This window comes from Nocardioides caricicola (assembly GCF_039541135.1).
GTDB lineage: Bacteria > Actinomycetota > Actinomycetes > Propionibacteriales > Nocardioidaceae > Nocardioides > Nocardioides caricicola.
In genome coordinates, this window is sequence record NZ_BAABFQ010000004.1 from 48,590 (window position 1) to 75,029 (window position 26,440).

Consider the following 26,440-nt stretch of genomic DNA (forward strand, 5'->3'; position numbering starts at 1 on the left):
GGCAGAACGTACGGACCCACGACAACCGACGGCAAGGGGTTGCCATCGTGTTGCCAGATCCGGTTTGCTGACGCCGTGCCCGGCCCCACGATCTACGACGTCGCCACCGCGGCGGGCGTCGCGACCTCGACCGTCTCACGCGCGTTCTCGACGCCGGGCCGGGTCTCGGCCGCCACCCGGGAGAAGGTCCTCGCGGTCGCGGCGGAGCTGGGCTACCAGCCGAACCCGCACGCGCGGGCGCTGCTGTCCGGCAAGCACCACACGGTCGCGATGGTGGTCTCCGACATCACCAACCCGCACTACTTCGAGCTGATCCGCGGCGCGGAGATGCGCGCCCGCGTCTCGGAGTACACGCTGCTCCTGGTCAACGCCGAGGAGTCGCCCCGCGTGGAGTGGGAGCAGATCCAGCGGCTCGCCCCGGCCGTCGACGGGTTCCTGCTCGCAGCGAGCCGGCTGCCGGACGAGAACCTGCGCCAGATCGCCGTCCAGCGTCCGATCGTCCTGATGAGCCGCGAGCTCCCGGGGCTGGCGAGCGTGGTGCTCGACCACGTCGAGGGCTGCCGCCAGATCGTCGCGCACCTGTCGTCGCTCGGGCACCGCGACCTGGTCTACCTGGCCGGCCCGCGCAACTCCTGGATGGCCGGGACCCGGTGGGCCGCGCTCAAGGCGGCAGCCGACCAGGTCGGCCTCACGGCCCGGCGGATCGGGCCGTTCACCCCCAAGGTCAGCCAGGGCGGCGCGGCCGCGGACGGCGCAGTCAACGCGGGCACCACCGCGGTCGTCGCGCACAACGACCTGCTCGCGATCGGCGTCATGCAGCGGCTCGCGCAGCGCGGGCTGCGGGTGCCGGAGGACATCAGCGTGGTCGGCTTCGACGACATCTTCGCCGCCGACGTCTGCACCCCCGGGCTCACCACGCTCGGCGGCGCGCACGCCGACCTCGGCCGGGCCGCCGTGGAGCTGCTGCTCACCGCCGGCACCCGGGGACCCGACGACCAGCCGCGCGTCCTGCTGCCGACCGAGCTGGTGCTGCGCGGCTCGACCGGGCCGGTCGCGTAGCGACCCGGCTCCCCGACGGGGCTACTCCAGGTCGTCGTCGGCGTCGTCGACGCGGCCCTGGTAGTCCGAGCTCATCCCCATCGCGCGCAGGCCCCAGAAGGCCAGCGCGGCCATCACGACCACCGCGACCCCGCAGGCCAGGATCAGCGCGACCGTGTCGTTCATGACCCGACCGTACTAGCCGCGGTGCCCGGCGAAGAAGGCCTCCAGCAACGCGGCCGACTCGTCGGCCAGCACCCCGGCGAGCACCTCGGGGCGGTGGTTGAGCCGCCGGTCGCGGACCACGTCCCAGAGGCTGCCGACGGCTCCCGCCTTGGGGTCGAACGCCCCGAACACGACCCGGTCGACCCGGCTGAGGACCGCCGCGCCGGCGCACATCGTGCACGGCTCGAGGGTGACGACGAGCGTGTGCCCGTCGAGGCGCCACTCGCCGCGGGCGCGCGCGGCCTCGCGGAGCGCGACGACCTCGGCGTGCCCGGTGGGGTCGTGCTCGGCCTCGCGCACGTTGCGCCCGCGCCCGACCGTCGTACCGTCCGGGCCGACGACGACCGCGCCGATGGGGACGTCGCCGGTGGCCAGCGCGGCGCGCGCCTCGTCGAGGGCGGCGCGCATCGGCGCCTCCCAGGAAGCCGGCCTCACGCGGAGGTCAGGCCGACCGCGTCGTCGAAGAGCTCGCCGAAGCCGAGCCGCCGCGCGACGTCCGAGAGCATCTCGTCGGGGTAGAGGTCGAAGTCGTCGAGCAGCACGCCCATGTCCATGGCGTGCATGCCGAGGTCACCGAGGAGGTCGAGGTCGCCGGCCGGGGCCTGGTCGTCCTCGTCCTCGGGCATCGGCAGGCCGAGGAACTCGACGGCCGAGCTGGCCAGCTCCCACTCGTCGGCCGCGGTGATGTCGGAGAGCAGCACCCGGGTCGTCGGACCGGCCACCCGGACGATGACGAAGAAGTCCTCATCCATGGCCACCAGACCGACCGCGCCGCCGTCACCGGGGAAGCGGCGCAGCGCGTGCGACAGCTTGTCGACGTCCTCCAGCACGTCGTGGACGAGCTCCTGGACCGTCCACACACCTTCCTCGCGGTAGGCGGCCAGTGCGAAGTCGACTCCGTCGAGCTGGTCGGTCATGTCGGTCCTCCTGTCTCTGCTCGCCTCTCACCCGTCCTCCAGAGTGTCAGACGACCGGGATGCGGCCAACCCCTTTGCCCGTTGCGTGCCCTAGGGTTCGACCATGCGCACGCACGTCGTCGACCACCCGCTCGTCGCCCACAAGCTGACCCACCTGCGCGACGAGAACACCGACTCGCCGACGTTCCGCCGGCTGGCCGACGAGCTGGTCACCCTGCTGGCCTACGAGGCCACCCGCGACGTCCGCGTGGCCCCGCACGAGATCACCACGCCCGTGTCCCCGACGACCGGCGTCACGCTGGCCACCCCCAAGCCGCTGGTGGTGCCGATCCTGCGCGCCGGGCTCGGCATGCTCGACGGGATGATGCGGCTGCTGCCGACCGCGGAGGTCGGCTTCCTCGGCATGATCCGCAACGAGGAGACCCTCGAGGCGTCGACGTACGCCGAGCGCCTGCCCGACGACCTGTCCGGCCGGCAGTGCTACGTGCTCGACCCGATGCTCGCGACCGGCGGCACCCTCGCCGCGGCGATCAAGTTCCTCACCGACCGCGGCGCCGACCACATCACCGCGATCTGCCTGCTCGCCGCCCCCGAGGGCTGCGCGCGCCTCGAGGAGGGCCTCGCCGGCCTGTCCGTCCCCGTCACCGTCGTGACCGCCGCGATGGACGAGCGCCTCAACGAGAAGGGCTACATCGTCCCCGGGCTCGGCGACGCCGGCGACCGGTTGTACGGCGTGGTGGGCTGAGTCCCACCCGTCCCAGGTTTCCCCGGCCCACCGGGGAAACCTGACCTTCTCGGCCGAAGTTTCGGGGCAAAACGTCAGGTTTCCCCGGGTAGCCGGGGAAACCGCCGCCCCCTCAGCCCCCAGGGAAGATCTGCACCTTCCCGGTCGCGATCAGCACCATCAGCGCCACGACGAGCAGGCCGAGCAGGCCGTAGACCCACTCCTTGCTGACCCGGGTCTCGTCCGACTCGGGAGCGTCGTACCGGTGCCCGTCGGGGCGGCCGCGGCGGTCGTCGTCTTCGTCCGTCATGCCCCTCCAACGACGGAGTCGCCCGGACGTCATACGTGACGATCGCCCCAGTGACCGGCTCGTACGACGACCCCGGCGAGCGCCGCCGCTACAGCGCCTTGACCGCGTTCAGCAGCTTGCCGAGCGAGTCCTTCGCGTCGCCGAACAGCAGCGTCGTCTTCGGGTCGAACAGCAGCTCGTTCTCGATGCCGGCGAAGCCGGGGCGCATCGAGCGCTTCATGAACACGATCTGCTTGGCCTCGTCCGCGTCGAGGATCGGCATGCCGTAGATCGGGGCGCCGGGAGTGGTCTTCGCCGCCGGGTTCACCACGTCGTTGGCGCCGACGACGAGCACGACGTCGGTGTGCTTGAACTCGCTGTTGATGTCGTCCATCTCGACCAGCTGCTCGTACGGCACCTGCGCCTCGGCGAGCAGCACGTTCATGTGGCCGGGCATCCGGCCGGCCACCGGGTGGATCGCGTAGTCCACGCGCGTGCCGCGCGCCACGAGTACGTCGACCAGCTCGCGCAGCGTGTGCTGGGCTTGTGCCACCGCGAGGCCGTAGCCCGGCACGATGATCACGCGGTCGGCGTACCCGAGCAGGATCGCGACGTCCTCGGGCCCGGCCGACCTCACCGGCCGGTCCGAGGCCTCGCCGGCGCCGAGCGTCGAGCCGCCCTTGAGCGCGCCGAACAGGATGTTCGCCACGGAGCGGCCCATCGCCTTGGCCATCAGCAGCGTCAGGTAGGTGCCGGACGCGCCGACCAGGGTGCCGGCCACGAGCAGCACGACGTTCGACAGCACGTAGCCGCCGGCCGCGACCGTGAGGCCGGTGAACGCGTTGAGCAGCGAGATCACGATCGGTACGTCGGCGCCGCCGACCGGGAGCACCAGCAGCACACCGACCAGCAGGCCGAGCAGGGCGAGCGCGATGCCGATCCACACGGCGGGCTGGGTCACCGTGAGCACGCCGAGCACGACCGCGGCGACGCCGGACGCGCCGAACACGATCGGCAGGCCGGGGAAGATCACCGGCCGCGACGTCATCAGCTCCTGGAGCTTCGCGAACGTGACGATCGAGCCCGCGAACGACACCGCGCCGACCGCGATCGTGAAGGCGGTGGCGGCGAGCACGAACCAGCTGACGGCGTCCGCGTGCGGGACCATCTCGTGCAGCTCGACCAGCGCGACGAGCGCGGCAGCGCCACCGCCGACGCCGTTGAACAGCGCCACCATCTGCGGCATCTGCGTCATCTGCACCTTCTGGGCGCCGACGACACCGCCGATCGAGCCGACCGCGATCGCGGCGACGATCAGCGGCACGTGCTTCAGGTCGAGGTAGATGAACGGCAGCACGACGGCGACCACCGCGGCACCGGCACCAAGCAGGTTGCCGGCGCGCGCCGTCTTCGGGCCCGAGAGCCCCTTGAGCGCGAGGATGAAGCACACCGCGCAGAGCAGGTTGACCAGCTGCACCCAGGTCGGCATCAGGCGTTCCCGCCCTCGGTCGGGGTGGCGGCCGGCTTCGGCTTCTTGCGCACGAACATCTGCAGCATCCGGTCGGTCACCACGAAGCCGCCGACCATGTTGACCGCGGCCAGCACGATCGCGACCAGCCCGACGACGAGCGCGACGTCGTTGTCGGTGGACCCGGTGACCAGCACCGCGCCGAGCAGGATGATGCCGTGGATGGCGTTCGCGCCCGACATGAGCGGCGTGTGCAGCGTCGAGGAGACCTTCGAGATCACCTCGATCCCGACGAAGACGCTCAGGATGAAGATCGTCAGCCAGACGACGGCCTCGTCCATCAGCTCGCTCCTTCCAGAGCCACACGGGTGGGTTCGTGCCGGATCGCCCCGCCGTGGGTCACGCACGACCCGGTGACGATCTCGTCCTCGAAGTCCGGGGCGAAGGCACCCTCGGCGGTCATCAGCGTGACGATGTTGACGATGTTCTGCGCGTAGAGCCTCGACGCCGGCCCCGGCATCTGCGACGGCACGTTCCGGCCGCCCCAGACCTGCGCGTTCCCGATCCGCACGACCTCGCCGGCGACCGCGCCCTCGACGTTGCCGCCGGACTCGGCGGCCAGGTCCACGACGACCGACCCGGGCCGCATCCGCTCCACCATCGCGGCGGTGACCAGCAGCGGCGCCTTCCGGCCGGGCACCGCGGCCGTCGTGATCAGCGCGTCCGCGTTCGCGACGTACGGCGCCAGCCGCTCCATCTGCAGCGCCGCGCGCTCCTCGGTCATCTCCCGGGCGTAGCCGCCCGCGCCCTCCAGCGTGTCCAGCTCGAGGTCGATCGCCTGCGCGCCCATCGAGCGGATCTCCTCGGCGGCGGCGGCGCGCACGTCGTACGCCTTCACGACCGCGCCGAGCCGCTTGGCGGTCGCGATCGCCTGGAGCCCGGCGACGCCGGCGCCCAGCACCACGACCTCGGCCGGCGGGACCGTGCCCGCGGCGGTCATGTTCAGCGGGAAGAAGCGGCGCAGCATCCCGGCCGCGACGATCGCGCAGCGGTACCCCGACACGAGCGCCTGGGACGACAGCGCGTCCATGGACTGCGCGCGGGAGATGCGGGGCACCAGCTCCATCGCGAACGACGTCACGCCGCCGTCGCGCAGGGCCGTGACGATCTCGGGCTCCTGCCCCGTCGGCAGGAACGACACGGTGGCCGCGCCGCTGCGCAGCCGGCGGACCACGTCGGTCGCGGGCGGCTGCACCGCCACCAGGACGTCCGCCTGCTCGACGGCGTCGGCGGCGACGCCCGCGCCCGCCGCCTCGTAGTCGGCGTCGGCGATCAGCGCGTGCTCGCCCGCACCGGGCTCGACCAGGACGTCGTACCCGAGTCCGGTCAGCTTGCCGACCAGCTCGGGCACCATCGCCACCCGGGCCTCGCCGTCCCTGGTCTCTCTCGCCACCGCGATCTTCACCCGTCGCAACCTAGCCGAGTCCGAGGCAACTTCTGGGACTTCGTAGGGTGGCGAGGTGAGCACCAGTCCCCGAAGCGGCGCCTCGAGCGAGGAGGACTTCCGCCGCTTCATGCTCGAGCACCGCTTCGGCATGGACGAGGTCGTCACCAAGCTGAACATCCTGCGCGACGAGTTCCTGCACCTGCACGACTACAACCCGATCGAGAGCGTCACGTCCCGGCTGAAGTCGCCGGAGAGCCTGCTCGAGAAGATCCAGCGCAAGGGCCTCGACCTCGATGCCCACCCGTCGTTCGACGAGGTCCGCGAACGGGTGGTCGACATCGCCGGCGTCCGCGTCGTGTGCAGCTTCACCTCGGACGTCTACCGGGTCTTCGACCTGCTCGCTCACCAGTCCGACGTGCGCATCGTCGAGGTGCGTGACTACATCCTGGAGCCGAAGCCGAACGGCTACCGCAGCCTCCACGCGCTCGTCGAGGTCCCCGTCTTCCTGTCCGAGGGCACCATGCCCGTCGGGGTCGAGGTGCAGTTCCGCACGATCGCCATGGACTTCTGGGCGAGCCTCGAGCACAAGATCTACTACAAGTACCGGCGCGACGTGCCGGCCGAGCTCCTCGCGGGCCTGCGGAGCGCGGCCGAGGCGGCCTTCGCGCTCGACTCCGACATGGAGCGGCTGCACGAGGAGGTGCGCGGCCTCGACCCGCTCCCGGCCGAGGTCGTCGAGGGGATCCGGACCGAGGCGCCGGACGCGTCGCTGCTGGCCGCGCTGCGCCGGATCGGGGCTCAGCCGGACAGCGGGAGCTCCGCGAGCGACTCGTAGCGCGGCCGCCGGCGCGGTCCCTCGCCCAGGTGGGACTCGACCAGCGTGATCCGGTCCGCGACCCAGCGGGGGCCGGCGTAGCCGTCCAGCAGCCGGACCCAGCTCGCGACCTCGTCCGGGTGGCCGAGCCGGGCGACGGTCACGTGCGGCCGGAACCGCTGCCCGTCGACCGGTACGCCGGCCCGGTTGGCCGCGGCCCGGCAGCCGGTCGCGAGCCGGTCGATCTCGGTACGGCCGTGATCCTCGAGGTCGAGGCCGGCCCAGAGCACCCGCGCCCGCGCGGCGTTCGGGAACGCGCCTCCGCCGGCGATCGCGGTCTCGAACGCGGTCCGCTTCGCGGCGGCCCGGCCCAGCCGCTCGACCAGGTCGTCGAGCCGGCGCTCCTCGACCTCGGCCAGGAACGCCAGCGTCACGTGGAGCTGCTCGGGGCCGGCCCAGCGGAACGGGCCCGCGGAACGTCGTACGTCGAGGAACTCGTCGAGGTGCTCGACCGCCTCGGGAGGAGGCACCAGCGCGACGAAGAGGCGCATCAGCCGATCTGGGTGCCGAGGGCGGAGCCGATGCCGAAGGTGACCGCCATCGCGAAGAGCCCGCCCGCGACGTTGCGGGCGACGGCCCGACCGGGGCGGGCGTAGCCGAGGCGGGCGCTGATGAACCCGGTGAACCCGAGGGCGAGGACGACCGCCGCGACCGTCAGCCAGAGCCGGTAGCCCGAGCCGCCGAGCGTCATCGTGAGCAGCGGGAGCAGGGCGCCGATGGTGAAGGAGAGCATCGACGCCCACGCGGCGTGCCAGGGGCTGGAGAGGTCGTCGGGGTCGATGCCGAGCTCGGCCTCGGCGTGCGCGCCGAGGGCGTCCTTCGCGGTCAGCGCCTCCGCGACCTCGAGCGCGAGCTCCTCGCTGAGACCCTTCTCGACGTAGATGCCGGCGAGCTCCGCGAGCTCCTCCTCCGGCTCCTCGCGCAGCTCGCGGCGCTCCTTGGCGAGCAGCGCGAGCTCGGAGTCGCGCTGGGTGCTGACCGAGACGTACTCCCCCGCCCCCATGCTCATCGCTCCCGCGGCCAGGCCTGCGACACCGGCGATCACGATCGCGTTGCGGTCGCTGGTGGCACCGGCCGCGCCGATGACGATGCCGGCCGTCGACACGATGCCGTCGTTCGCGCCCAGGACGGCGGCCCGCAGCCAGTTGAGCCGGTTGTTGAACCCCGACTGGTGCGGCTCGTCCTCGTGCGGGCCGACCGGGACCTCGAGCTCTGCGGTCATGGCTCGATCCAACGCCGTGACGCAGGCGCCTGCAAGCAAGGGCAGCCTGTGCTCACCGGTCCTCCGTCGACACCGTTCGGGGCATCAGGAAGCCCACCACGAGCAGCGCCACCGCGACGACGGCGGACGCGACGAACACCGCGTGGATCGCCGGCTCGAGGACCTCCGGGGTCAGGTTCTCGAGGTCGGGTACGCCGCGGCCCAGGTGGGACGTCAGCACGCCGTTCACGATCGCGCCGAAGGCCGCGACACCGAGCGCGCTGCCGATCGAGCGGGAGAACATCGTCGACCCGGTCGCGACGCCGCGCTGCTGCCACGACACCGCCGACTGGGCGGCGATGATCGCCGGGCTGGCCACCAGCCCGAAGCCCAGCCCCATCACGAAGCACGGCGCCGCCAGGACCAGGATCGAGCTGCCCGGCCCGACGAGCAGCAGCAGGGACGCGCCAGCGGTCGCGACCGCGCCGCCGATCAGCATCGTCGTACGGAACCCGACGGTGAGGTACAGCCGACCGGAGTTCGACGCCGACAGCGGCCAGCCGAGCGCGATCGCGGCGAGCGCCAGCCCGGAGGCGACCGCACCGTGGCCGAGCACGCTCTGGCCGTAGAGCGGGACGTACGTCGTCATGCCCATCATCAGGACGCCGACGATGAGGGTGGTCGTCATCGCCGCGACCACCACGCGATGGCGGAACACCCAGCCCGGGAGCACCGGCTCGGCCGCGCGCCGCTCGACGAGCGCGAACGCCGTCAGCAGCACGGCCGCCGCCGCGAACAGCGCGATGCTCGTGGCCGAGGTCCAGGACCAGCGCACCCCGCCCTCGAGCAGCGCGAGCAGGAGCAGCAGGCCGCCGACGGTGAGCAGCACCGCCCCGGCGTAGTCGATGCGGTGCTGGCGGCGCTCGACGTCCTCGTGGAACCCGCGCCAGAACATCACCGCGGCGGCGAGCCCGACGGGCAGGTTCACCAGGAACACCCAGCGCCACGACAGGTAGTCGGAGAACAGGCCGCCCAGCGTCGGGCCGAGGACGGCGGAGACCGCCCACACGCTGGCGAGGTAGCCCTGCACCTTCGCGCGCTCCTGGACGGAGTAGATGTCGCCGATGATCGTCTGCGCGATCGGCTGCACGGCGCCCGCGCCGACGCCCTGGAGCGCGCGGAACACGATCAGCGACGTCATCCCCCACGCGAGGCCGCACAGCAGCGACCCGACGACGAACAGCCCGACGCCGACCAGCATCACCGGCTTGCGCCCGTACAGGTCAGCGAGCTTGGCGTAGATCGGCACCGTGACCGCCTGCGTCAGCAGGTAGACCGAGAACAGCCACGGGAACTGGGAGAAGCCGCCGAGGTCACCCACGACCGCCGGCACCGCGGTGGCGAGGATCGTCGAGTCGATGGCCACCAGGGACATGCTGAGCATGACCGCGAGGAGGACCGGGCCACGCTCGCTGCGCAGCCCGACACTCGCCCGGCTCACCTCGTTGACTGCCACAACGGTCGCCAACCTACGCCCGGGCCGGCCTTGTTCCCGTCCCGGCCCATGGTTCGACCCGCCCGGGTGTGGGTACTCCTGGTTTGATCGATCCAAGAGGGTGAAGGGGAGGACGCAGTGGAGGTCTGGCCGGGCAGGGCGTACCCGCTAGGGGCGACGTTCGACGGGAGCGGCACGAACTTCGCGCTGTTCAGCGAGGCCGCCGAGCGGGTGGAGCTGTGCCTCTTCGACGCCGCCGGCAACGAGTCGCGCGTCGAGCTCACCGAGGTCGACGCCTACGTCTGGCACTGCTACCTGCCGTCGGTGCAACCGGGTCAGCGCTACGGCTACCGGGTCCACGGTCCGTGGGACCCGGAGAACGGGCTGCGCTGCAACCCGAACAAGCTGCTGCTCGACCCGTACGCCAAGGCGACCGCGGGCGAGATCGACTGGGACCAGGCGCTGTTCTCGTACAACTTCGGCGACGAGGACTCGCGCAACGACGACGACTCCGCGCCGCACATGACCCACGGCGTGGTCATCAACCCCTTCTTCGACTGGGAGGGCGACCGCCGCCTCTCCTACCCGTACAACGAGACGGTCATCTACGAGGCGCACGTCAAGGGCTTGACCCAGCTCCACCCCGACATTCCGGAGGATCTGCGCGGCACGTACGCCGGTATCGCGCACCCGGCCGTCATCGAGCACCTGACCAAGCTCGGCGTCACCGCGCTCGAGCTGATGCCCGTGCACCAGTTCGTGCAGGACAGCACGCTGCTCGAGAAGGGGCTGCGCAACTACTGGGGCTACAACACGCTCGGGTTCTTCGCACCGCACGCCGACTACTCCGCCACCGCGCGCGGCGAGGAGGCCATCGGCCAGCAGGTGCAGGAGTTCAAGGCGATGGTCAAGGCGCTGCACGAGGCGGGCATCGAGGTGATCCTCGACGTGGTCTACAACCACACCGCGGAGGGCAACCACCTCGGGCCGACGCTGAGCTTCAAGGGCATCGACAACGCCGCGTACTACCGCCTGGTCGAGGACGACCAGCGCTACTACATGGACTACACCGGCACCGGCAACAGCCTCAACGTCCGGCACCCGCACTCGCTCCAGCTGTTGATGGACTCGTTGCGCTACTGGGTGACCGAGATGCACGTGGACGGCTTCCGCTTCGACCTCGCCTCGACGCTGGCGCGGGAGTTCTACGACGTGGACCGGCTCTCGACGTTCTTCGAGCTCGTGCAGCAGGACCCGGTCGTGAGCCAGGTGAAGCTGATCGCGGAGCCGTGGGACATCGGTCCGGGCGGCTACCAGGTCGGCGGCTTCCCGCCGCAGTGGACCGAGTGGAACGGCAAGTACCGCGACACCGTCCGCGACTTCTGGCGCGGCGAGCCCTCGCTGGGTGAGTTCGCGTCCCGCATCGCGGGCTCGGCGGACCTCTACGAGCACTCCGGCCGACGCCCGGTCGCGAGCATCAACTTCGTCACCGCGCACGACGGCTTCACGATGCGCGACCTGGTGTCGTACGACGAGAAGCACAACGACGCCAACGGCGAGGACAACAACGACGGGGAGAGCCACAACCGCTCCTGGAACCACGGCGCCGAAGGCCCGACCGACGACCCCGAGATCCAGACCGCGCGCGCCCGCGCCCAGCGCAACTTCATCGCCACCCTGCTGCTCAGCCAGGGCGTCCCGATGCTGCTGCACGGGGACGAGCTCGGCCGCACCCAGCAGGGCAACAACAACACCTACGCCCAGGACAACGAGCTCTCCTGGGTGCACTGGGACGACGCCGACGGCCCGCTGGTCGAGTTCACCGCCGCCGTCTCCCGGCTGCGCCGCGACCACCCGACGTTCCGGCGCAAGCGCTTCTTCACCGGCGGGACCGTGCGGGTGCCGGACGGTGGCGACGGTGACCGGCTCAACGACATCGTGTGGCTCCACCTGGACGGCCGGCCGATGGAGGACGGCGACTGGGACGACGGCGACAAGGCCATCGGGATGTACCTCAACGGGCACGGCATCGCCGGTCGCGACGAGCGCGGCCAGCCGATCGTCGACGACCACTTCCTGCTGTACTTCAACGCCGACGGTGAAGCGACGGTGACGCTCCCGTCCGACGAGTACGCCGAGGCGTGGGACGTCGTCATCGACACCGGCGGGTCCGCCGACGAGGACGGCACGTTCGAGGCGGGTGGATCCTTCACGCTCCCGCACCGCAGCATGGTGGTGCTGCGCGAGCACCGCGCGCCCGAGGTCGAGCCCGACCTGTCGGTCGCCGCGTCGGTGGCTCAGGCCCGGAAGGCCTGACGATGCGCGTCCCGGTGTCGACGTACCGCCTGCAGATCACGCCCGAGTTCGACCTGTTCGAGGCGGCCCGGCGGCTGCCGTACCTCCACGACCTCGGCGTGGACTGGGTCTACCTGTCCCCGCTGCTCGCGTCGGAGCCCGGCAGCCAGCACGGGTACGACGTCGTCGCGTTCGACCACGTCGACCCGCAGCGCGGTGGGGCCGAGGGCCTGGCGACGCTGTCCGCCGAGGCGCGCCGGCTCGGGATGGGTGTGCTCGTCGACATCGTCCCGAACCACGTCGGCGTCGCGACCCCGTCCGCGGACCCGTGGTGGTGGGACCTGCTGCGGCTGGGGCGCGAGTCCGAGCACGCGACCGCGTTCGACGTCGACTGGGACGCCGGTGGCGGCAAGATCCGGATCCCCGTGGTCGGCGACGGCGACGAGGACGCGATCGAGGTCGTGCCGTCCGACTCCGGCGACGGCGAGGTCAGGTACCACGACCACCGCTTCCCGATGGCGCCCGGCACGACGACCCTCGACGAGCAGCACTACGAGCTCGTGAACTGGCACGTCGCCGACGACGGTCTCAACTACCGCCGCTTCTTCGCCGTGAACACGCTGGCGGCCGTGCGGGTCGAGGACCCCGAGGTCTTCGCCGAGACGCACGCCGAGATCCGTCGCTGGTTCGAGGAGGGCCTGGTCGACGGCCTGCGGGTGGACCACCCGGACGGGCTGCGCTTCCCCGGCCGCTACCTCGACGACCTCGCCGACCTCACCGGCGACAGCTACGTGCTGGTCGAGAAGATCCTCGAGACCGGCGAGACGCTGCCGGTGACCTGGGCGACGGCCGGCACGACCGGGTACGACGCGCTCGCGCTCGTGGACCGGGTGCTCACCGACCCCGCCGGCGAGCAGCCGCTGGACGCGCTGGAGGCCTCGCTGCGCGGCGCGCCCGTCGACTGGCACGCGATGGTGCACGACAGCAAGCGCGCGGTCGCGGACGGGATCCTGCACTCGGAAGTGCTCCGGATCAACCGCGAGCTGGACGGCGACGAGCGCACCGAGGACGCCCTCGCCGAGCTCCTCGCCTGCTTCCCGGTCTACCGCTCCTACCTGCCCGAGGGCCGCGAGCACCTCGACGAGGCGTTCGCCCGGGCCCGGGCGCACCGTCCGGACCTGGCCGGGACGCTCGACGTCCTGCTCCCCATCCTCTCGGACCCCTGGGCCCCGGCGGCCCGCCGGTTCCAGCAGACCAGCGGGATGGTGATGGCCAAGGGGGTCGAGGACTGCGCGTTCTACCGCTGGTCCCGGCTCACGTCCCTCAACGAGGTCGGCGGCGACCCGGCGGTCTTCGCGATCGACGTCGACGACTTCCACCACGCGATGACGCTGCGCCAGCGGGACCGGCCGTACGCCATGACCACGCTCTCCACGCACGACACCAAGCGCGGCGAGGACGTGCGCGCCCGCATCACCGTGCTCGCGGAGATGCCCGACGTCTGGGCGGAGGCGCTCGGCGAGCTGCTCCGGCTGGCGCCCGTGCCCGACCCCGGCTTCGGCGCGCTGCTGTGGCAGGCCGTTCTCGGCGCCTGGACCCCGGAGCACCTGCCGGACCTCCCCGCACGGCTGCACGGCTACGCCGAGAAGGCGATGCGCGAGGCCGGGGACCGCACGACGTGGACCGAGCCGGACGAGGAGTACGAGGCGGCGGTGCACCGCGCCGTGGACGCGATCTTCGAGTCCGACGACGTACGCCGCGTGCTCGCCGAGCTGTGCGCCCGGGTCGACGAGCCCGGCCGCGCCAACTCGCTCGCGGCGAAGCTGGTCGCGCTCACGATGCCCGGGGTCCCGGACGTCTACCAGGGCAGCGAGCTGTGGGAGACGTCGCTGGTCGATCCGGACAACCGGCGCCCGGTCGACTTCGACCACCGCGCCGCGGTCCTCGCCGGGGAGGCCGGCGACGACGCCGTCGACAAGCTCCACGTCACCAGCAGCGCGCTGCGGCTGCGCCGCGACCGGCCCGAGCTCTTCACCACGTACGCGCCGGTGCCCGCCCGTGGCCCCGCGGCCGGGCACGTGCTCGCGTTCGACCGGGGCGGCGCGATCACCGTCGCGACCCGGATGCCCGTCGGGCTGGCCGCCGCGGGTGGGTGGGGCGACACCGCCCTCGACCTGCCGCCGGGGCGCTGGCACGACGTGCTCACCGGCGCGTCGACCACCGGCCGGCTCGCCGACCTGCTCGCCACCCACCCCGTCGCCCTGCTGGTGGAGGAGGCCTGATGACTCCCTTCGACGTGTGGGCGCCGAACGCCCGTCGCCTGCGACTGTCGGTGGACGATGAGACCGTCGAGATGTCGAAGACCCCCGGCGACTGGTGGGTCCCGGCGGGACCGATCCCGGACATCTCGGAAGGAGGGGTCGACTACGGCTACCTGATCGACGACTCGGACACGCCGCGGCCCGATCCGCGCTCGCGGTGTCAGCCGGCGGGCGTCCACCAGCGCTCGCGAACCTACGACCCGTCCACGCACGTCTGGAACGACGTGACCTGGACCGGCCGCCAGCTCGCCGGCTCGGTGATCTACGAGCTGCACATCGGGACCTTCACCACGGAGGGCACGTTCGACGCCGCGCTCGGCAAGCTCGGCCACCTGCGCGAGATCGGCGTCGACCTCGTCGAGGTGATGCCGGTCAACGCCGTCAACGGCACCCACAACTGGGGCTACGACGGCGTCGGGTGGTTCGCGGTCCACGAGCCGTACGGCGGGCCCGAGGGCTACCAGCGGTTCGTCGACGGCTGTCACGCGGCCGGCCTGGGCGTGATCCAGGACGTCGTCTACAACCACCTCGGTCCGTCGGGGAACTACCTGCCGGAGTTCGGGCCCTACCTCAAGCAGGGTGCGAACACCTGGGGCGACTACCTCAACCTCGACGGTCCCGGCTCGGCGGAGGTCCGGCGCTACATCCTCGACAACATCCGGATGTGGCTGGAGGACTACCACGTCGACGGGCTCCGGCTGGACGCCGTGCACGCGCTCAACGACGCGTCGCACCAGCACCTGCTGGAGGAGATGGCGGTCGAGGTGGCGGCGCTGTCGGCGCACCTGCGCCGGCCGCTCACGCTGATCGCGGAGTCGGACCTCAACGACACCCGGCTGGTGCGGCCACGCGAGGCCGGCGGCTACGGGCTCGACGCCCAGTGGAGCGACGACTTCCACCACGCGGTCCACGTGGCGCTGACCGGCGAGACCGCGGGCTACTACGCGGACTTCGCCCCGCTGGGGGCGCTGGCCAAGGTGTGCGAGCGCGGGTTCTTCCACGACGGCACCTGGTCGTCGTTCCGCGGGCGCCCGCACGGCTTCCCCGTGGACCTGCGCGCGATGCCGACGTGGCGGCTGGTGGTGTGCAGCCAGAACCACGACCAGATCGGCAACCGGGCGCGCGGCGACCGGATCACCGAGGTGCTCGACGACGACCAGCTCGCCTGCGCGGCGCTGCTGACGCTGTGCGGCCCGTTCACGCCGATGCTGTTCATGGGTGAGGAGTGGGCGGCCTCGACGCCGTTCCAGTTCTTCACCTCGCACCCGGAGCCGGAGCTCGGCAGGGCGACGGCGGAGGGCCGGATCGCGGAGTTCGAGCGGATGGGTTGGGACCCGGCCGTGGTGCCGGACCCGCAGGACCCGGCGACGTTCGAGCGGTCGAAGCTGGACTGGTCCGAGGCGACCACCGGCCGGCACGCCGTGCTGCTGGAGGTCTACCGCGACCTCGCCCGGCTGCGCCGGGAGCAGCCGGCACTGACCGACCCGTCGTTCGCGTCCGTCTCCTGCACCGCCGACGAGGACAGCCGCGTGTTCACGATGCGCCGCGGCGACCTGCTGGTCGCGGTGAACTTCGGCGACGACGAGGCGACGGTCGAGACCGAGGCGAGCGAGGTCCTGTTCGCGACCCCCGCCGGAGCCTCACTCGGCGCGAACGGACTGGTGCTGCCCGCCCACGCCGGCGCGGTCGTGGGCTGAGCGTCACAGGCCCAGGTCGCGCCCGATCAGCTCCTTCATGATCTCGTTCGAGCCGGCCCAGATCTTCGAGACCCGGGCGTCGCGCCAGGCGCGGGCCACGCGGTACTCGTTCATGAACCCGTAGCCTCCGTAGATCTGCACGCAGTGGTCGAGCACGTCGTTCTGCACCTGCGAGGTCCACCACTTGGCCTTGGCCGCGTCGATCGGCGTGAGCTCACCGGCGTCGTGGGCGATGACGCACTGGTCGACGTACGCCTGGGCGACGTCGACGGTCGTGAACTGCTCGGCGAGCAGGAACTTGTTGTGCTGGAACGAGCCGATGCCCTGGCCGAACGCCTTGCGCTCCTTGGCGTACACCAGCGTCTCCTCGAGGATCTGGCGGGCGTGCGCGAGGTTGGAGATCGCGCAGCCGAGCCGCTCCTGGGGAAGCTTCTGCATCATGTGGATGAAGCCGCCGTCGAGCTCGCCGACGATGTCGTCGTCGGTGAGCCGGACGTTTTCGAAGAAGAGCTCGGCGGTGTCGGACTCGTCCTGGCCGACCTTGTCGAGCTTGCGGCCGCGGGAGTAGCCCTCGGCGGTCGCCGGGATCGCGAACAGCGTGATGCCGCGCGCCTTCTTCTCCGGCGAGGTGCGCACCGCGGTGATCACGAGGTCGGCGGAGTAGCCGTTGGTGATGAACGTCTTCGAGCCGTTGATCACCCAGTGCTCCCCGTCGCGGACCGCGGTGGTCTTCAGCGCGGCGAGGTCGGAGCCGCCGGAGGGCTCGGTCATGCCGATCGCGAGGAGGATCTCGCCGGCGGCGACGCCCGGGAGCCAGCGCTTCTTCTGCTCCTCGGTGCCGAGCTCCACGAGGTACGGCGCGGTGATGTCGGCGTGGATGCCCACGCAGGAGCCGAGCGCGGCGTTGACCTTGTTGAGCTCCTCGAACAGCACCGCGTTGAAGCGGTAGTCGTCCGCGCCGGCGCCGCCGTGCTCCTCGGGGATCTCGAGGCCCAGGAAGCCCTGCTTGCCTGCCTCGAGCCAGAACTCGCGCGGGATCGCCTTGTCCGCGGCGTGCTGCTCGACGTGGGGGACGACCGACCGGTCGAGGAACTCCTTCACCGAGGCGCGGAACGCCTCGTGGTCCTCGTCGTAGATGGAGCGCTTCATGGGCGCGATACTACTCTTCGGTAACCAGAGGTCCCGCGGACGGCCCGGGAGCCGGGTTATGGTCCGTGCGATGTCGCCGACCACCACACCCAGCCACAACCGGCTGGACATCCAGGGCCTGCGCGCGATCGCCGTCCTGGCCGTGGTCGCCGACCATGCAGGTCTGTCGGGGTTCACCGGCGGGTACGTCGGCGTCGACGTCTTCTTCGTCGTGTCCGGCTTCCTGATCACCGGGCTGCTGCTGCGGGAGTCCGAGCGCGACGGCCGGATCAGCCTGACGGGGTTCTACGCCCGCCGGGCCCGGCGGATCCTGCCCGCGGCGACGCTCGTGCTGGTCGCGATCGTCACGTACGCGACCCTCGAGCTCTCCTACCGCGCGGTGCAGCGGATCACGACCGACGCGGCCTGGGCCGCGGTGTTCCTCTCGAACGTGCGGTTCTCACGGCTGGGCACCGACTACTTCGCCGAAGGACTGCCGCCGTCGCCGGTCCAGCACTACTGGTCGCTCGCGGTGGAGGAGCAGTTCTACCTGGTCTGGCCGCTGCTGCTGATCCTCCTGCTGCTGGTCGCGCGCCGCCGGCTCGACGTCGTGGCCGGGGTGCTCGGCCTGCTCTGCGCAGCGTCGCTCGCCTGGTCGGTCGTCCTCACCGGCAGCGACGAGACCGCGGCGTACTTTTCCTCGCTGACCCGCGCTTGGGAGCTCGGGATCGGTGCGCTCCTGGCCCTCGCCGGCGCCCGGCTGACGAACCTCGGGCGCGCACCGCGCCTGGTGCTCGGCTGGGCCGGGCTCGCGGCGATCGCCCTCGCCGTCTGGACGTTCGACGCCGCGACCCCGTTCCCCGGGTTCCACGCCCTGCTGCCCGTGCTCGGCACCGCGGCCCTCATCGCCGCCGGGACCGGCAGCGCGACCGGGGGCGCGACCGGGGCCGGGGCCAGCGCCGGCCGCGCGCTCTCGATCACACCGCTGCCGTGGATCGGCGACCTGTCCTACTCGATCTACCTGTGGCACTGGCCGGTGCTCGTGTACGGCGCCGCGCACGCCGGGACCGGCGTCCTGCTGGCGCTCACGCTGCTGCTGTCGCTCGCGAGCTACCACCTCGTCGAGAACCCCTTCCGCAACGGCCGCTGGTTCCGCGGGTCCACGCGGCGCGGGCTGGTGCTCTGGCCGGCGGCGCTCGCCGTGGTCCTGGTCGCGGTCATGGGCGGACGCTCGGTCGCCGACCACCGGCTCGAGGAGCACCTCGGCGAGCTGGAGCAGTACGAGGCGCTGCGCTCCGAGCAGGTGCCGGTCCGAGACGAGCTCGCCGTCTCGCTCGAGCTCGCCGACAGCGAGGCTCCGGTCGCGTTCCCGCTGGAGAGCATCGGGCAGGTCGACGAGCTGGCCCGCGACCTCTGGAACCACCAGTACAAGTGCTTCGTCGGGCACGACCGGAGCGTCGCCAAGATCTGCCCGGTCGGCGACGTCGACAGCGACAAGACCCTCGTCGTGCTCGGCGACTCGCACGCGGGGCAGTGGCTGCCGGCGTTCGACCGGATCGGGCAGGAGCAGGGCTACCGCGTCGTGCCGCTGATCAAGCTCGGCTGCGTGCCGTACGACGTGCCGCTGGTGACCGACGACCTGTCGCGGCCCTACACCGAGTGCGAGGACTTCCGCAGCTGGGTGCTCGAGGAGCTGCCCGAGCTCGACCCGGACGTCGTCTACGTGAGCGGGCGCGGCATGCCGGGCAACTACCTGGTGACCGGTGACGAGCGGTCACAGGTGTGGCGGGACGGCGTCGCGAGCACGGTGCGGGCGCTGCAGGCGACGGCGCCCGACGTCCGGCTGCTCGCCGACACCAACAGGACCCAGTTCGACCCGATCGACTGTCTCACCGACCTCGAGGCGACGATGGCGACCTGCACCGCGCCGGCGAACCAGCCGGTCCGCGACGCGAACCGCGCGACCCGGCAGGCCGCCGAGGAGACCGGGGCGACGTACGTCGACATCACACCCCTGGTCTGCCTCGAGCAGCGCTGCCCGAGCTTCGCCGGCGGCCGGATGGTCTTCGCGAACGCCGACCACCTCAGCATCGACTGGGTGGAGCACATCCTCCCCGAGCTCGAGCAGCTCGACGGGGTGCTCCCCTAGCGACTACCCGCCGAGGCTGTCGAGGTCGATCGTGTCCTCCTCGGCGGGCGCCTCCGCGTCGACCTCCTCGTCGAACGCGGAGAACGTCACGTCACCGGAGTCCTCGCCGTCGGTCTTCTCGATCTTCACGAGGTAGTGCGGCTCGTCCACGAGGACGTAGCCGGTCGAGGTGCCGTCCTCGGGGTCCTCCTGGTCGATGGCGATCGCCTCCTCGCCGTCGATGTCCTGGGTGTCGCCCTTGGAGAACTTCGCGTCGTCGTCCTCCTCGTCGTCCTTGAGCATCTGCTCGAGGAGCTCGTCGAGGTCGCAGAACTGGCCGAAGCCGTCCTCCTCGCCCTCCGGGATCACGACCCACTTGTCGCCGACCATCGAGATGAGCTGGTCGGCCGCCTCGCCCCCGGACTGCCGCCAGAACTCCTCGCTCGGGCGGAACCACGTCTTGCCGTCGGCGCCGAGCAGCTCGGCGGACGCACCGTCGACGCCGATGCTCCCCACACAGCTGCCCTGGTCGTCGGTCTGGATGTCGATCTCGACCTGCTGGCCGTCGGCCGTGATCGAGCCAGCGACCTTCACCGACTTCAGGTCCGCCATCGCGTCCTTCGAGGCGTCGGCGATCTCCTCGGCGGACTGGTCGGTGAAGCTGTCGCCTCCTCCGCAGGCGGTGAGGGCGGTGGCGAGGCCGACGCTCGCGACAGCGAGTCCGATCCGGGTCATGGAAGTCTCCTTGGTTTGGCGTGCGTGGCCTCAACCGTGCCAGACGCTCGCGACCTCGCGCCGGTAGCCGCGCCCGAGCACCCGCCCGAGGACGAATGTCACAGGGCCGGGCACGGTGTCACGCAGGTAGCTGCGCTCGCGATCCTCGATGCCGTCCTGGATCCAGGCGAAGAAGTCGCCCGCGACCGTCGGCGGCGCCTTGCGCAGCCGCTTCTCGACCGACTTCCACTCCGGGGTGTCGAGGAGGTCGTGGATGACCGGCTCGATGGTCTGTTCCTCGTGGTGGAGGTGCTGGTCGACGACCTCCCGCGCGGCCCCGACCACCCGGCGGGCCTCGCGCGCCGACGCGGCGGTGGGGCTCTCGACCAGGCGGGCGAGCGCCTCGGCCACCTCCCGCAGCGCGTCGGCCATCGCGTGGTGCTCGGACTCCATGGCCGCGAGCAGCGCGGGGTCGACGTCGAAGTCGGCGAGCATCGGCCAGACCAGGTCGTCCTCGTGCTCGTGGTGCCGGGTGAGCTCTGCGCGGAGGAACGCGTACGCGCGCTCGAGGTCGCGGGCCCGCCCGGCGTCACCGTCTCGCAGGTCGCCCAACGCCGTGTCGAGCCGGGCGAGGTCGCGCCGTACGGCGGCGTGGATGACCCGATTCATCGACATCGGGGCGGTCGGGGCCATTCCGGGACGGTAGGCCCGTCCCGGAACGGCGACCAGACCGGTTCAGACCACGCCGACGGGCTCGCGCTCCGGGCGCTCGGCGTCGCTCTCGCGGAAGCCGTGCCGCTCCCACCAGCGCAGCATCGGCGCCGGCGCCCACCAGTTCCACCGGCCGAGCAGCTTCATCGTGGCGGGGACCAGGACCGCACGGACGACGGTCGCGTCGATGAGCAGCGCGACCAGCATCCCGATGCCGAGCATCTTCATGAACACGATCCCGGAGAGCCCGAACGCCCCGATCACGACCGCCAGCAGCAGGGCGGCGCTGGTGATGATCCGGCCGGTCTTCTGCACGCCGGTCACCACGGCCTCGTCGTTGTCGCCGGTGAGGTCGTACTGCTCCCGGATCCGCGAGAGCAGGAACACCTCGTAGTCCATGGAGAGCCCGAACAGGATCGCCAGCATCAGGATCGGCATCGTCGCGTCGAGGTAGCCCTGGGAGACGAAGCCGAGCTGCTCGGCCAGGTGGCCGTCGGAGAAGATCCAGGTGACGACGCCGAACGACGCCGTGATCGAGACCAGGTTCATCACCACCGCCTTCACCGGCAGCACCACCGACCCGAAGGCGACGAACAGCAGGCCGAGCATCACCACGACGACGATCAGGCCCATCCACGGCAGGTGCGCGCCGACGGAGTCGATCAGGTCGACGGTGTCGGCGGTCAGTCCGCCGACCAGCGCGGTGCCTGACCCCGGGTCGACCTGCCGCAGCTCCGCGACGACCGCCTGCGACTCCTCCGACTGGCTGTTGCCCTCCCACGTCGCCCGCAGCAGCGTGGTGTCGCCGGACTGGTCGACCGGCGCGACCGAGACGATGCCGGGCACCTGCTCGACCGCGCGGACGTACGACGCCACGTCGGCCTCGTCGGCGCCCTGGAGCAGCAGGTTCGCGGTCGAGGTCTCGGCCCCGAACTCTTCGCTCAGCAGCGCCTGCGCCTGGTGCGCGGGGGCGTCCTCGGGCAGCACCCGGTGGTCGACACTGCCCCACTGGGCGCCGAGGAACGGCGACGCGATGACCAGCAGCACGGCGACGGTCGCGACGATGACGGCGACGGGGCGCCGCATCACCGCGCGGGCGAGCCGGGCCCACCGGCCGTGCTCGTCGGCGCCCGAGACCGCCTGGTGGCGGCGCCACGGCAGCCGGCCGGCGTCGATGCGGCGGCCGAGCAGCTTCAGCGTCGCCGGCAGGATCGTGAGGGCCGCCACCATCGCGACGAGCACCGCGGCGATGCCGCCGTACCCCATGCTCTTGAGGAACGCCTGCGGGAAGATCAGCAGGCTGGCCAGGGCCGCGGCGACGGTGAGGCCGGAGAACAGCACGGTGCGGCCGGCCGTCCCCATCGTGCGGCGGATCGCGATCGCGGACGCGTCGGGGTGGTCGGCCGGCAGCAGCGCGAGCTCCTCGCGAAAACGGCTGATCACGAACAGCGCGTAGTCGATCGCCAGGCCGATGCCGAGCAGGGAGATCACGTTCACGGCGAAGACCGAGACCTCGGTGGCGTTCGTCAGCAGCCGCACGACCGCGAGCGCGCCGACCATCGCGACTACGCCCACCATCGCGGGCATGAGCGCGGCGACGACGCTGCCGAAGATCAGCAGGGCCAGCAGGATCACCAGCGGCAGCGAGATCAGCTCGGCGCGCTCGAGGTCCTCGGAGGTGATCTCGTTGACGTCGTTGTAGACCGCGAACGACCCGGCGAGGTCGGTGTCCACCCCGTCGGCGTGGAGCACCGGCTCGATCTCGTCGTAGTGGGTGAGGTAGTCGTCTTGGCTCTCGCCGGCCAGCGAGATCAGCACCTGGGCGGTGTGCCCGTCGCCGGAGACCAGCCCGGCCTCGGGAGCCGCCCAGTACGGCACCACCTGGGTGGTGGTCCCGGCCGGCAGGTCGGCGAGCACGTCCTCGACCGCGCCGCGGAAGGCCGGGTCGCCGGCGGTGAGCTCGTCGCTGGAGTACACCGCGACGACGTCGACCGCGCGGTTGCCGAACGTGTCCCGCTCGGCCTCCAGCTCACGCGCCGACTCCGAGCCCCGGTCGTCGAACCCGCCCTGGCTCAGGGAGTCGAACACCCCGCTCCCGTACGCCGCGGCGCCCAGCGTGACGAGCACCGCCGCCACCAGCACCAGCACCGCCCGGCGGGCCACGAACCCGCCCCATCGATCCAGCATGACCGTCTCCTCGCGCCCTCGGTGAACATCCGTCAGGTTTGTGAACGGTGTAAACCGTAAGCGGTGTAAACTGCGGTCGTCAACGGTCGGGTGCCAAGATCTCGCCCGGAAGGGAGAGCACATGGGGACCCTGCGGCAGCCGACGCGACGCGAGCGGCAGCGCGAGGCGACGTACGACGAGATCGTCGCCGTCTCCCGCCAGCTCCTCGCCGAGGGCGCCGAGCTCTCGCTGCGCGCGGTCGCCGGCCGGATGGGCGTGACCCCGCCGGCGCTGTACCGCTACGTCGCGAACTACCAGGAGCTCGTCGACCTGGTCGCCTTCGAGATCGACAAGGCCGCGACCGCCCGGTTCGCGGCGGCCGCCGACCTGCTGCCCGAGGACGACCACGCCGGCCGGCTGCTGATGTCGACGACCGAGTTCCGCCAGTGGGCGCTGGCGAACCCGCGCGAGTTCGGCCTGGTCTTCGCCAACCCCATCGCCGACGCCGACTGCATCCGCCGCGAGCAGCTGACGCTCGCCACGTCCGGGCACCTGCTCACCGGCCAGATGCGGGCGCTCTGGCAGCACAACCACCACCCGATCCCCGCCGTCACCGACCTGCCCGCCTCGGTGCGCGAGGCGGTCACCGACCCGGTGATCCCCGCCGAGACCGAGGGCCTGGGCCCCGACGAGCGGGGCCTGATCTGGGTCTACATGCAGGGCTGGACCCAGCTGTACGGCGTCGTCGCGCTCGAGGTCTTCGGCCACATGGACCCGCGGATCATCGAGTCCGGCGAGATGTTCATCGACACCATCCGCAACTTCGTCCCCCGCATCGGGCTCACCGAGGACTGGCCGCGCCTCGAGGCGATGGTGCGCGCCCGGCTTGCGGGATAGTCCCTAACGTTTTGGTTGCCGACACGCCGGTGCGGGCAACCAGAACGTGAGGGACTATCGGAGGAGCTCGTCCACCCAGGCCGGCACCAGCTCCGAGGCCGGGCCGTGGCGGGCCTCGTCGAAGAGGTGGGTGCCCTCGCTGGGCATGAGGTTCAGCTCCAGGGTCCGGGCGCCGCGTCGGCCGGCGTACTGCACGAAGCCGGCGGCCGGGTAGACCGCGCCGGAGGTGCCGATGGAGACGAACAGGTCGGTGCGGTCGAGGGTGGTCTGGATCCGGTCCATCTCGTACGGCACCTCGCCGAACCAGACCACGTCGGGCCGCAGCTCGGCCTCCCCGCAGGCCGGGCACGGCGGCAGGTGGGCAAGATGGCCGTCCCACGGCGAGCGACCGCCGCAGCCGCGGCAGAGTGCGGAGCGCAGCTCGCCGTGCATGTGCAGGACCCGCGTCGATCCGCCGCGCTCGTGCAGGTCGTCGATGTTCTGGGTGACGACCAGCAGGTTGTCGCCGAGGGCCTCCTCCAGCCGGGCCAGCGCCCGGTGCGCGGGGTTCGGCTCGACCGCGTGCAGCGCGGAGCGGCGCTCGTCGTAGAAGCGGTGCACGACCCCCGGCTGGTGGTCGAAGGCCTCCGGCGTCGCGACGTCCTCGACCCGGTGGCCCTCCCACAGCCCGTCCGCGTCACGGAAGGTCGGCACGCCGCTCTCGGCGGAGATGCCGGCACCGGTAAGGACGACGATCCTCATGCCTCGGGCCTCTGGTACACGGAGACGACATACCCACCCTCGGGGTCGAACTCACCCCGTTCCCAGCCGCTGAACTCGGCGACGTCGTCGAGCCCGGCCAGGGCCATCGCCGCCTGGAAGTCGGTCAGCGTCGTCACGGGACACCCGGCCGGCAGGTGCGCCTCGTCCAGCCCGAAGCCGCAGATGACCAGGCCACCGGGCTCGGTGTGCGCCGCGAGCCGCGTGCACGTGTCGGCGAGGGTGCCGTCCTCGAGCAGCGGGATCGTGTTCCCCGCGACCAGCACGACGTCGAACGTCGACTCGAGCTCGAGGGTCGACAGGTCGGCCCACTGCCACTCCAGCTCCGGGTTGTCGCCCGCGGCGACCCACAGCATCGCGAGGTCGACGTCCACGCCGACCACGTCGTACCCCAGCTCGCTCAGGCGTACGGCGATCCGGCCGGTGCCGCACCCGGCGTCGAGCACGCGCGCCGGAGCCGGCACCAGCTCGGCCACGAACGCGGCCTCCCCGTGCACGTCCTCGCCACGGGCCGCGAGCGCGCGGAACCGTGCGGCGTACTCCCTCGCGTAGTCCTCCCCTGCGGCCTCCCGGGCGATCCGCTCCCACCGGGTGCTCACAACGCCTTTGACCTCCGTTTCGCCTGCGACTTGAACTCCTCCATGAACAGGCGGTGGATCTTGTCGCTGTCGAGGGCCCCTCCGACCGCTCGCAGCTCACCACGCGCAAGCCGTTCACACACCCGTACCCACGCATGCCCGATCGCGTACGTGAACGTGCTCGCGATCGTCGCGTTGATGGTGCCCGCAACAGCGGTCCCGGCGCCAGGCACGAACTTGAGCAGGTTCCCGACCACCGAGCGGCCGGCCGTCGTCGCGGCAGCGGTGGCGGCGATGGAGGCGGCGGTCGACCGCTCGACCGAGATGCCGTACGTGACGGCGATCGACGCCATCATCCCGAGCTGGATCGGGACGAGGATGGCGGCGTCGGAGAACGGGATCGGCGAGGCGCCGGCGGCGGCCGCCGCCCCGGTCGCTACCTTGATCGCCGCCTCCGCCCGCTCGTGCTTGCGGTCGAAGTCGATCTGCTGCGCCGCCGTGATCGCGTGGGCGACGCCCGTGGGCGCGCCGCGAAAGGTGGCATCGAGGAGCTCCTGGAGGCCGTACGCCGCCTGCCCGGTGAACTCGTCGGCCTTCGCCATCGTGTAGTGGACCAGGCCGTCCTGGATCGGCAGGTCCATCGCGGCGATGTGCGCCGCGAGCGCCTCGGCGTCGGGGTGCACCCGGTCGCCGGACCGGGCGACCTGGGTCAGCACCATCACCACCGGCAGGCCCATCGCGTGCAGCGCGCGGACGAACTCGGCCTCGCTCGGCTCGAAGCGCCGGTCGCCGGCGCGCACGCAGTACCAGGCGACGTGCACCTGCTCCGACAGCGCCCGCCGGCGCATCCCGTGCAGGTAGTCCTGGAGCTCGGTGATCAGCTCGGCGTTGTCCTTGCCGACCTCGAGCCCGCGGGTGTCGAGCACGCCGAGCGTGCCGCTCTGGTGGAGGTACAGGTGCGCGGCCTTCGTGACCGGCTGGCCGATGCCGGTCGCCGCGATCTCCTCACCGAAGATCGCGTTGACCAGCGTCGACTTGCCGACGCCGGTCTTGCCGAAGATGGCCAGGTTGAACCGGCCGATCTCCTCCGCCTTGTCCTTCCACGCCTTCCCGAAGGCCTGGCCGAACCACGCGTCCGTGGGTTTCGCCATGGCTCAAGAGTCGCAGCCCGAGCAAGCGATCCCGGGAACTCGGGTCGTCCGCCTCTCAGGTGTCTATACACCCGCCTGAGGCGGACGACTCGACTCGGTCAGCAGTCGCTCGTGAGTCGCGGCCCGGATCCCACCATGACCATGAACTCACCTGGGTCGCGCACGTCCGCGTCATCTGGCTTCACGACGCCAGCATGGCTGATGGATGTGCCGCCG

At 71.6% G+C, this 26,440-nt stretch carries 25 protein-coding genes; 8 read left to right on the forward strand and 17 right to left on the reverse strand.

Annotated features, from left to right (window positions below; all coding sequences use genetic code 11):
• The first annotated feature begins 75 nt into the window (after nucleotides 1-75).
• The gene (locus tag ABD875_RS07335) at nucleotides 76-1,059 is read left to right on the forward strand and encodes a LacI family DNA-binding transcriptional regulator (RefSeq protein WP_345172816.1); all 984 of its coding nucleotides are present in this window, start codon (nucleotides 76-78) and stop codon (nucleotides 1,057-1,059) included.
• Between the two features lie 21 nt (nucleotides 1,060-1,080).
• Here ABD875_RS07335 and ABD875_RS07340 read toward each other — a convergent pair whose 3' ends face one another.
• Genes ABD875_RS07340 through ABD875_RS07350 form a run of 3 tightly spaced genes read right to left on the reverse strand, consistent with a single transcriptional unit; the run spans nucleotide 1,081 to nucleotide 2,180 of the window.
• A complete protein-coding gene (locus ABD875_RS07340; RefSeq protein WP_345172818.1) occupies nucleotides 1,081-1,224 on the reverse strand; it encodes a hypothetical protein in 144 nt (47 codons plus the stop codon).
• Between the two features lie 12 nt (nucleotides 1,225-1,236).
• Nucleotides 1,237-1,698 (reverse strand): nucleoside deaminase, encoded by a 462-nt coding sequence (locus ABD875_RS07345; RefSeq protein ID WP_345172820.1) that lies wholly within the window; start codon nucleotides 1,696-1,698, stop codon nucleotides 1,237-1,239.
• Entirely contained in the window at nucleotides 1,695-2,180 is a 486-nt protein-coding gene (locus ABD875_RS07350; protein WP_345172822.1) for a tRNA adenosine deaminase-associated protein, read from the reverse strand. Before ABD875_RS07350 ends, ABD875_RS07345 begins: the two co-directional genes overlap by 4 nt.
• Nucleotides 2,181-2,283: 103 nt before the next feature.
• Here ABD875_RS07350 and upp point away from each other — a divergent pair, with 103 nt between their 5' ends.
• Nucleotides 2,284-2,925 (forward strand): uracil phosphoribosyltransferase, encoded by a 642-nt coding sequence (gene upp / locus ABD875_RS07355; RefSeq protein WP_345172824.1) that lies wholly within the window; start codon nucleotides 2,284-2,286, stop codon nucleotides 2,923-2,925.
• A 112-nt stretch (nucleotides 2,926-3,037) separates the two neighbouring features.
• On the opposite strand, the gene ABD875_RS07360 is transcribed toward upp, so the two are convergent.
• From ABD875_RS07360 to ABD875_RS07375, 4 genes are all read right to left on the reverse strand, one after another.
• A complete protein-coding gene (locus ABD875_RS07360) occupies nucleotides 3,038-3,214 on the reverse strand; it encodes a hypothetical protein (protein WP_345172826.1) in 177 nt (58 codons plus the stop codon).
• Nucleotides 3,215-3,302: 88 nt separating this feature from the next.
• A complete protein-coding gene (locus ABD875_RS07365) occupies nucleotides 3,303-4,682 on the reverse strand; it encodes an NAD(P)(+) transhydrogenase (Re/Si-specific) subunit beta (RefSeq protein ID WP_345172829.1) in 1,380 nt (459 codons plus the stop codon).
• Nucleotides 4,682-5,002: an NAD(P) transhydrogenase subunit alpha part 2 gene (locus ABD875_RS07370; RefSeq protein ID WP_345172831.1), complete on the reverse strand. Its 321-nt coding sequence runs from the start codon at nucleotides 5,000-5,002 to the stop codon at nucleotides 4,682-4,684. Before ABD875_RS07370 ends, ABD875_RS07365 begins: the two co-directional genes overlap by 1 nt.
• Nucleotides 5,002-6,126 (reverse strand): NAD(P) transhydrogenase subunit alpha, encoded by a 1,125-nt coding sequence (locus tag ABD875_RS07375; protein ID WP_345172833.1) that lies wholly within the window; start codon nucleotides 6,124-6,126, stop codon nucleotides 5,002-5,004. The genes ABD875_RS07370 and ABD875_RS07375 overlap by 1 nt, the downstream gene beginning before the upstream one ends.
• Nucleotides 6,127-6,181: 55 nt before the next feature.
• On the opposite strand from ABD875_RS07375, the gene ABD875_RS07380 reads away from it, so the two are divergent.
• Entirely contained in the window at nucleotides 6,182-6,943 is a 762-nt protein-coding gene (locus ABD875_RS07380) for a GTP pyrophosphokinase (protein WP_345172835.1), read from the forward strand.
• On the opposite strand, the gene thpR is transcribed toward ABD875_RS07380, so the two are convergent.
• The 3 genes from thpR to ABD875_RS07395 are packed head-to-tail and all read right to left on the reverse strand — an operon-like array spanning nucleotide 6,907 to nucleotide 9,699.
• A complete protein-coding gene (gene thpR / locus ABD875_RS07385) occupies nucleotides 6,907-7,473 on the reverse strand; it encodes an RNA 2',3'-cyclic phosphodiesterase (RefSeq protein ID WP_345172837.1) in 567 nt (188 codons plus the stop codon). The two genes, ABD875_RS07380 and thpR, sit on opposite strands and share 37 nt — an antisense overlap.
• Nucleotides 7,473-8,204 (reverse strand): VIT1/CCC1 transporter family protein, encoded by a 732-nt coding sequence (locus tag ABD875_RS07390; RefSeq protein WP_345172840.1) that lies wholly within the window; start codon nucleotides 8,202-8,204, stop codon nucleotides 7,473-7,475. Before ABD875_RS07390 ends, thpR begins: the two co-directional genes overlap by 1 nt.
• 52 nt (nucleotides 8,205-8,256) lie before the next feature.
• The gene (locus tag ABD875_RS07395; protein ID WP_345172842.1) at nucleotides 8,257-9,699 is read right to left on the reverse strand and encodes an MDR family MFS transporter; all 1,443 of its coding nucleotides are present in this window, start codon (nucleotides 9,697-9,699) and stop codon (nucleotides 8,257-8,259) included.
• A gap of 117 nt (nucleotides 9,700-9,816) precedes the next feature.
• Between ABD875_RS07395 and glgX the strand changes: the two genes are divergently transcribed.
• Genes glgX through treZ form a run of 3 tightly spaced genes read left to right on the forward strand, consistent with a single transcriptional unit; the run spans nucleotide 9,817 to nucleotide 15,991 of the window.
• Nucleotides 9,817-11,994, forward strand: coding sequence for a glycogen debranching protein GlgX (gene glgX / locus ABD875_RS07400; RefSeq protein WP_345172844.1), 2,178 nt, complete (start codon nucleotides 9,817-9,819; stop codon nucleotides 11,992-11,994).
• A gap of 2 nt (nucleotides 11,995-11,996) precedes the next feature.
• On the forward strand, nucleotides 11,997-14,255 hold the full coding sequence (gene treY, locus ABD875_RS07405; protein ID WP_345172846.1) for a malto-oligosyltrehalose synthase: 2,259 nt from the start codon (nucleotides 11,997-11,999) through the stop codon (nucleotides 14,253-14,255).
• Nucleotides 14,255-15,991 carry a malto-oligosyltrehalose trehalohydrolase gene (treZ, locus tag ABD875_RS07410; RefSeq protein WP_345172848.1) on the forward strand — a complete coding sequence of 579 codons (1,737 nt, stop codon included), beginning with the start codon at nucleotides 14,255-14,257 and terminating at the stop codon, nucleotides 15,989-15,991. The genes treY and treZ overlap by 1 nt, the downstream gene beginning before the upstream one ends.
• Nucleotides 15,992-15,994: 3 nt before the next feature.
• On the opposite strand, the gene ABD875_RS07415 is transcribed toward treZ, so the two are convergent.
• Nucleotides 15,995-17,140, reverse strand: coding sequence for an acyl-CoA dehydrogenase family protein (locus tag ABD875_RS07415; RefSeq protein ID WP_345172850.1), 1,146 nt, complete (start codon nucleotides 17,138-17,140; stop codon nucleotides 15,995-15,997).
• A 70-nt stretch (nucleotides 17,141-17,210) separates the two neighbouring features.
• Here ABD875_RS07415 and ABD875_RS07420 point away from each other — a divergent pair, with 70 nt between their 5' ends.
• On the forward strand, nucleotides 17,211-19,268 hold the full coding sequence (locus tag ABD875_RS07420) for an acyltransferase family protein (RefSeq protein WP_345172852.1): 2,058 nt from the start codon (nucleotides 17,211-17,213) through the stop codon (nucleotides 19,266-19,268).
• A gap of 3 nt (nucleotides 19,269-19,271) precedes the next feature.
• On the opposite strand, the gene ABD875_RS07425 is transcribed toward ABD875_RS07420, so the two are convergent.
• The 3 genes from ABD875_RS07425 to ABD875_RS07435 are packed head-to-tail and all read right to left on the reverse strand — an operon-like array spanning nucleotide 19,272 to nucleotide 22,859.
• Nucleotides 19,272-19,982, reverse strand: coding sequence for a hypothetical protein (locus ABD875_RS07425; RefSeq protein WP_345172853.1), 711 nt, complete (start codon nucleotides 19,980-19,982; stop codon nucleotides 19,272-19,274).
• 30 nt (nucleotides 19,983-20,012) lie between these two features.
• A complete protein-coding gene (locus tag ABD875_RS07430; RefSeq protein WP_345172856.1) occupies nucleotides 20,013-20,654 on the reverse strand; it encodes a hemerythrin domain-containing protein in 642 nt (213 codons plus the stop codon).
• Between the two features lie 42 nt (nucleotides 20,655-20,696).
• Complete coding sequence (locus ABD875_RS07435) at nucleotides 20,697-22,859, reverse strand: MMPL family transporter (protein WP_345172857.1); 2,163 nt, start codon at nucleotides 22,857-22,859, stop codon at nucleotides 20,697-20,699.
• A gap of 121 nt (nucleotides 22,860-22,980) precedes the next feature.
• Here ABD875_RS07435 and ABD875_RS07440 point away from each other — a divergent pair, with 121 nt between their 5' ends.
• A complete protein-coding gene (locus tag ABD875_RS07440) occupies nucleotides 22,981-23,736 on the forward strand; it encodes a TetR/AcrR family transcriptional regulator (protein ID WP_345172859.1) in 756 nt (251 codons plus the stop codon).
• Nucleotides 23,737-23,790: 54 nt separating this feature from the next.
• Here the strand turns inward: ABD875_RS07440 and ABD875_RS07445 are convergent, their stop codons facing one another.
• From ABD875_RS07445 to ABD875_RS07455, 3 genes are read right to left on the reverse strand one after another with little or no spacing between them, the layout of a single operon-like run.
• A complete protein-coding gene (locus ABD875_RS07445; RefSeq protein WP_345172860.1) occupies nucleotides 23,791-24,477 on the reverse strand; it encodes an NAD-dependent deacylase in 687 nt (228 codons plus the stop codon).
• On the reverse strand, nucleotides 24,474-25,094 hold the full coding sequence (locus ABD875_RS07450; RefSeq protein WP_345172862.1) for a class I SAM-dependent methyltransferase: 621 nt from the start codon (nucleotides 25,092-25,094) through the stop codon (nucleotides 24,474-24,476). Before ABD875_RS07450 ends, ABD875_RS07445 begins: the two co-directional genes overlap by 4 nt.
• On the reverse strand, nucleotides 25,091-26,224 hold the full coding sequence (locus ABD875_RS07455; protein WP_345172864.1) for a GTPase family protein: 1,134 nt from the start codon (nucleotides 26,222-26,224) through the stop codon (nucleotides 25,091-25,093). Before ABD875_RS07455 ends, ABD875_RS07450 begins: the two co-directional genes overlap by 4 nt.
• Nucleotides 26,225-26,440 lie beyond the last annotated feature (216 nt).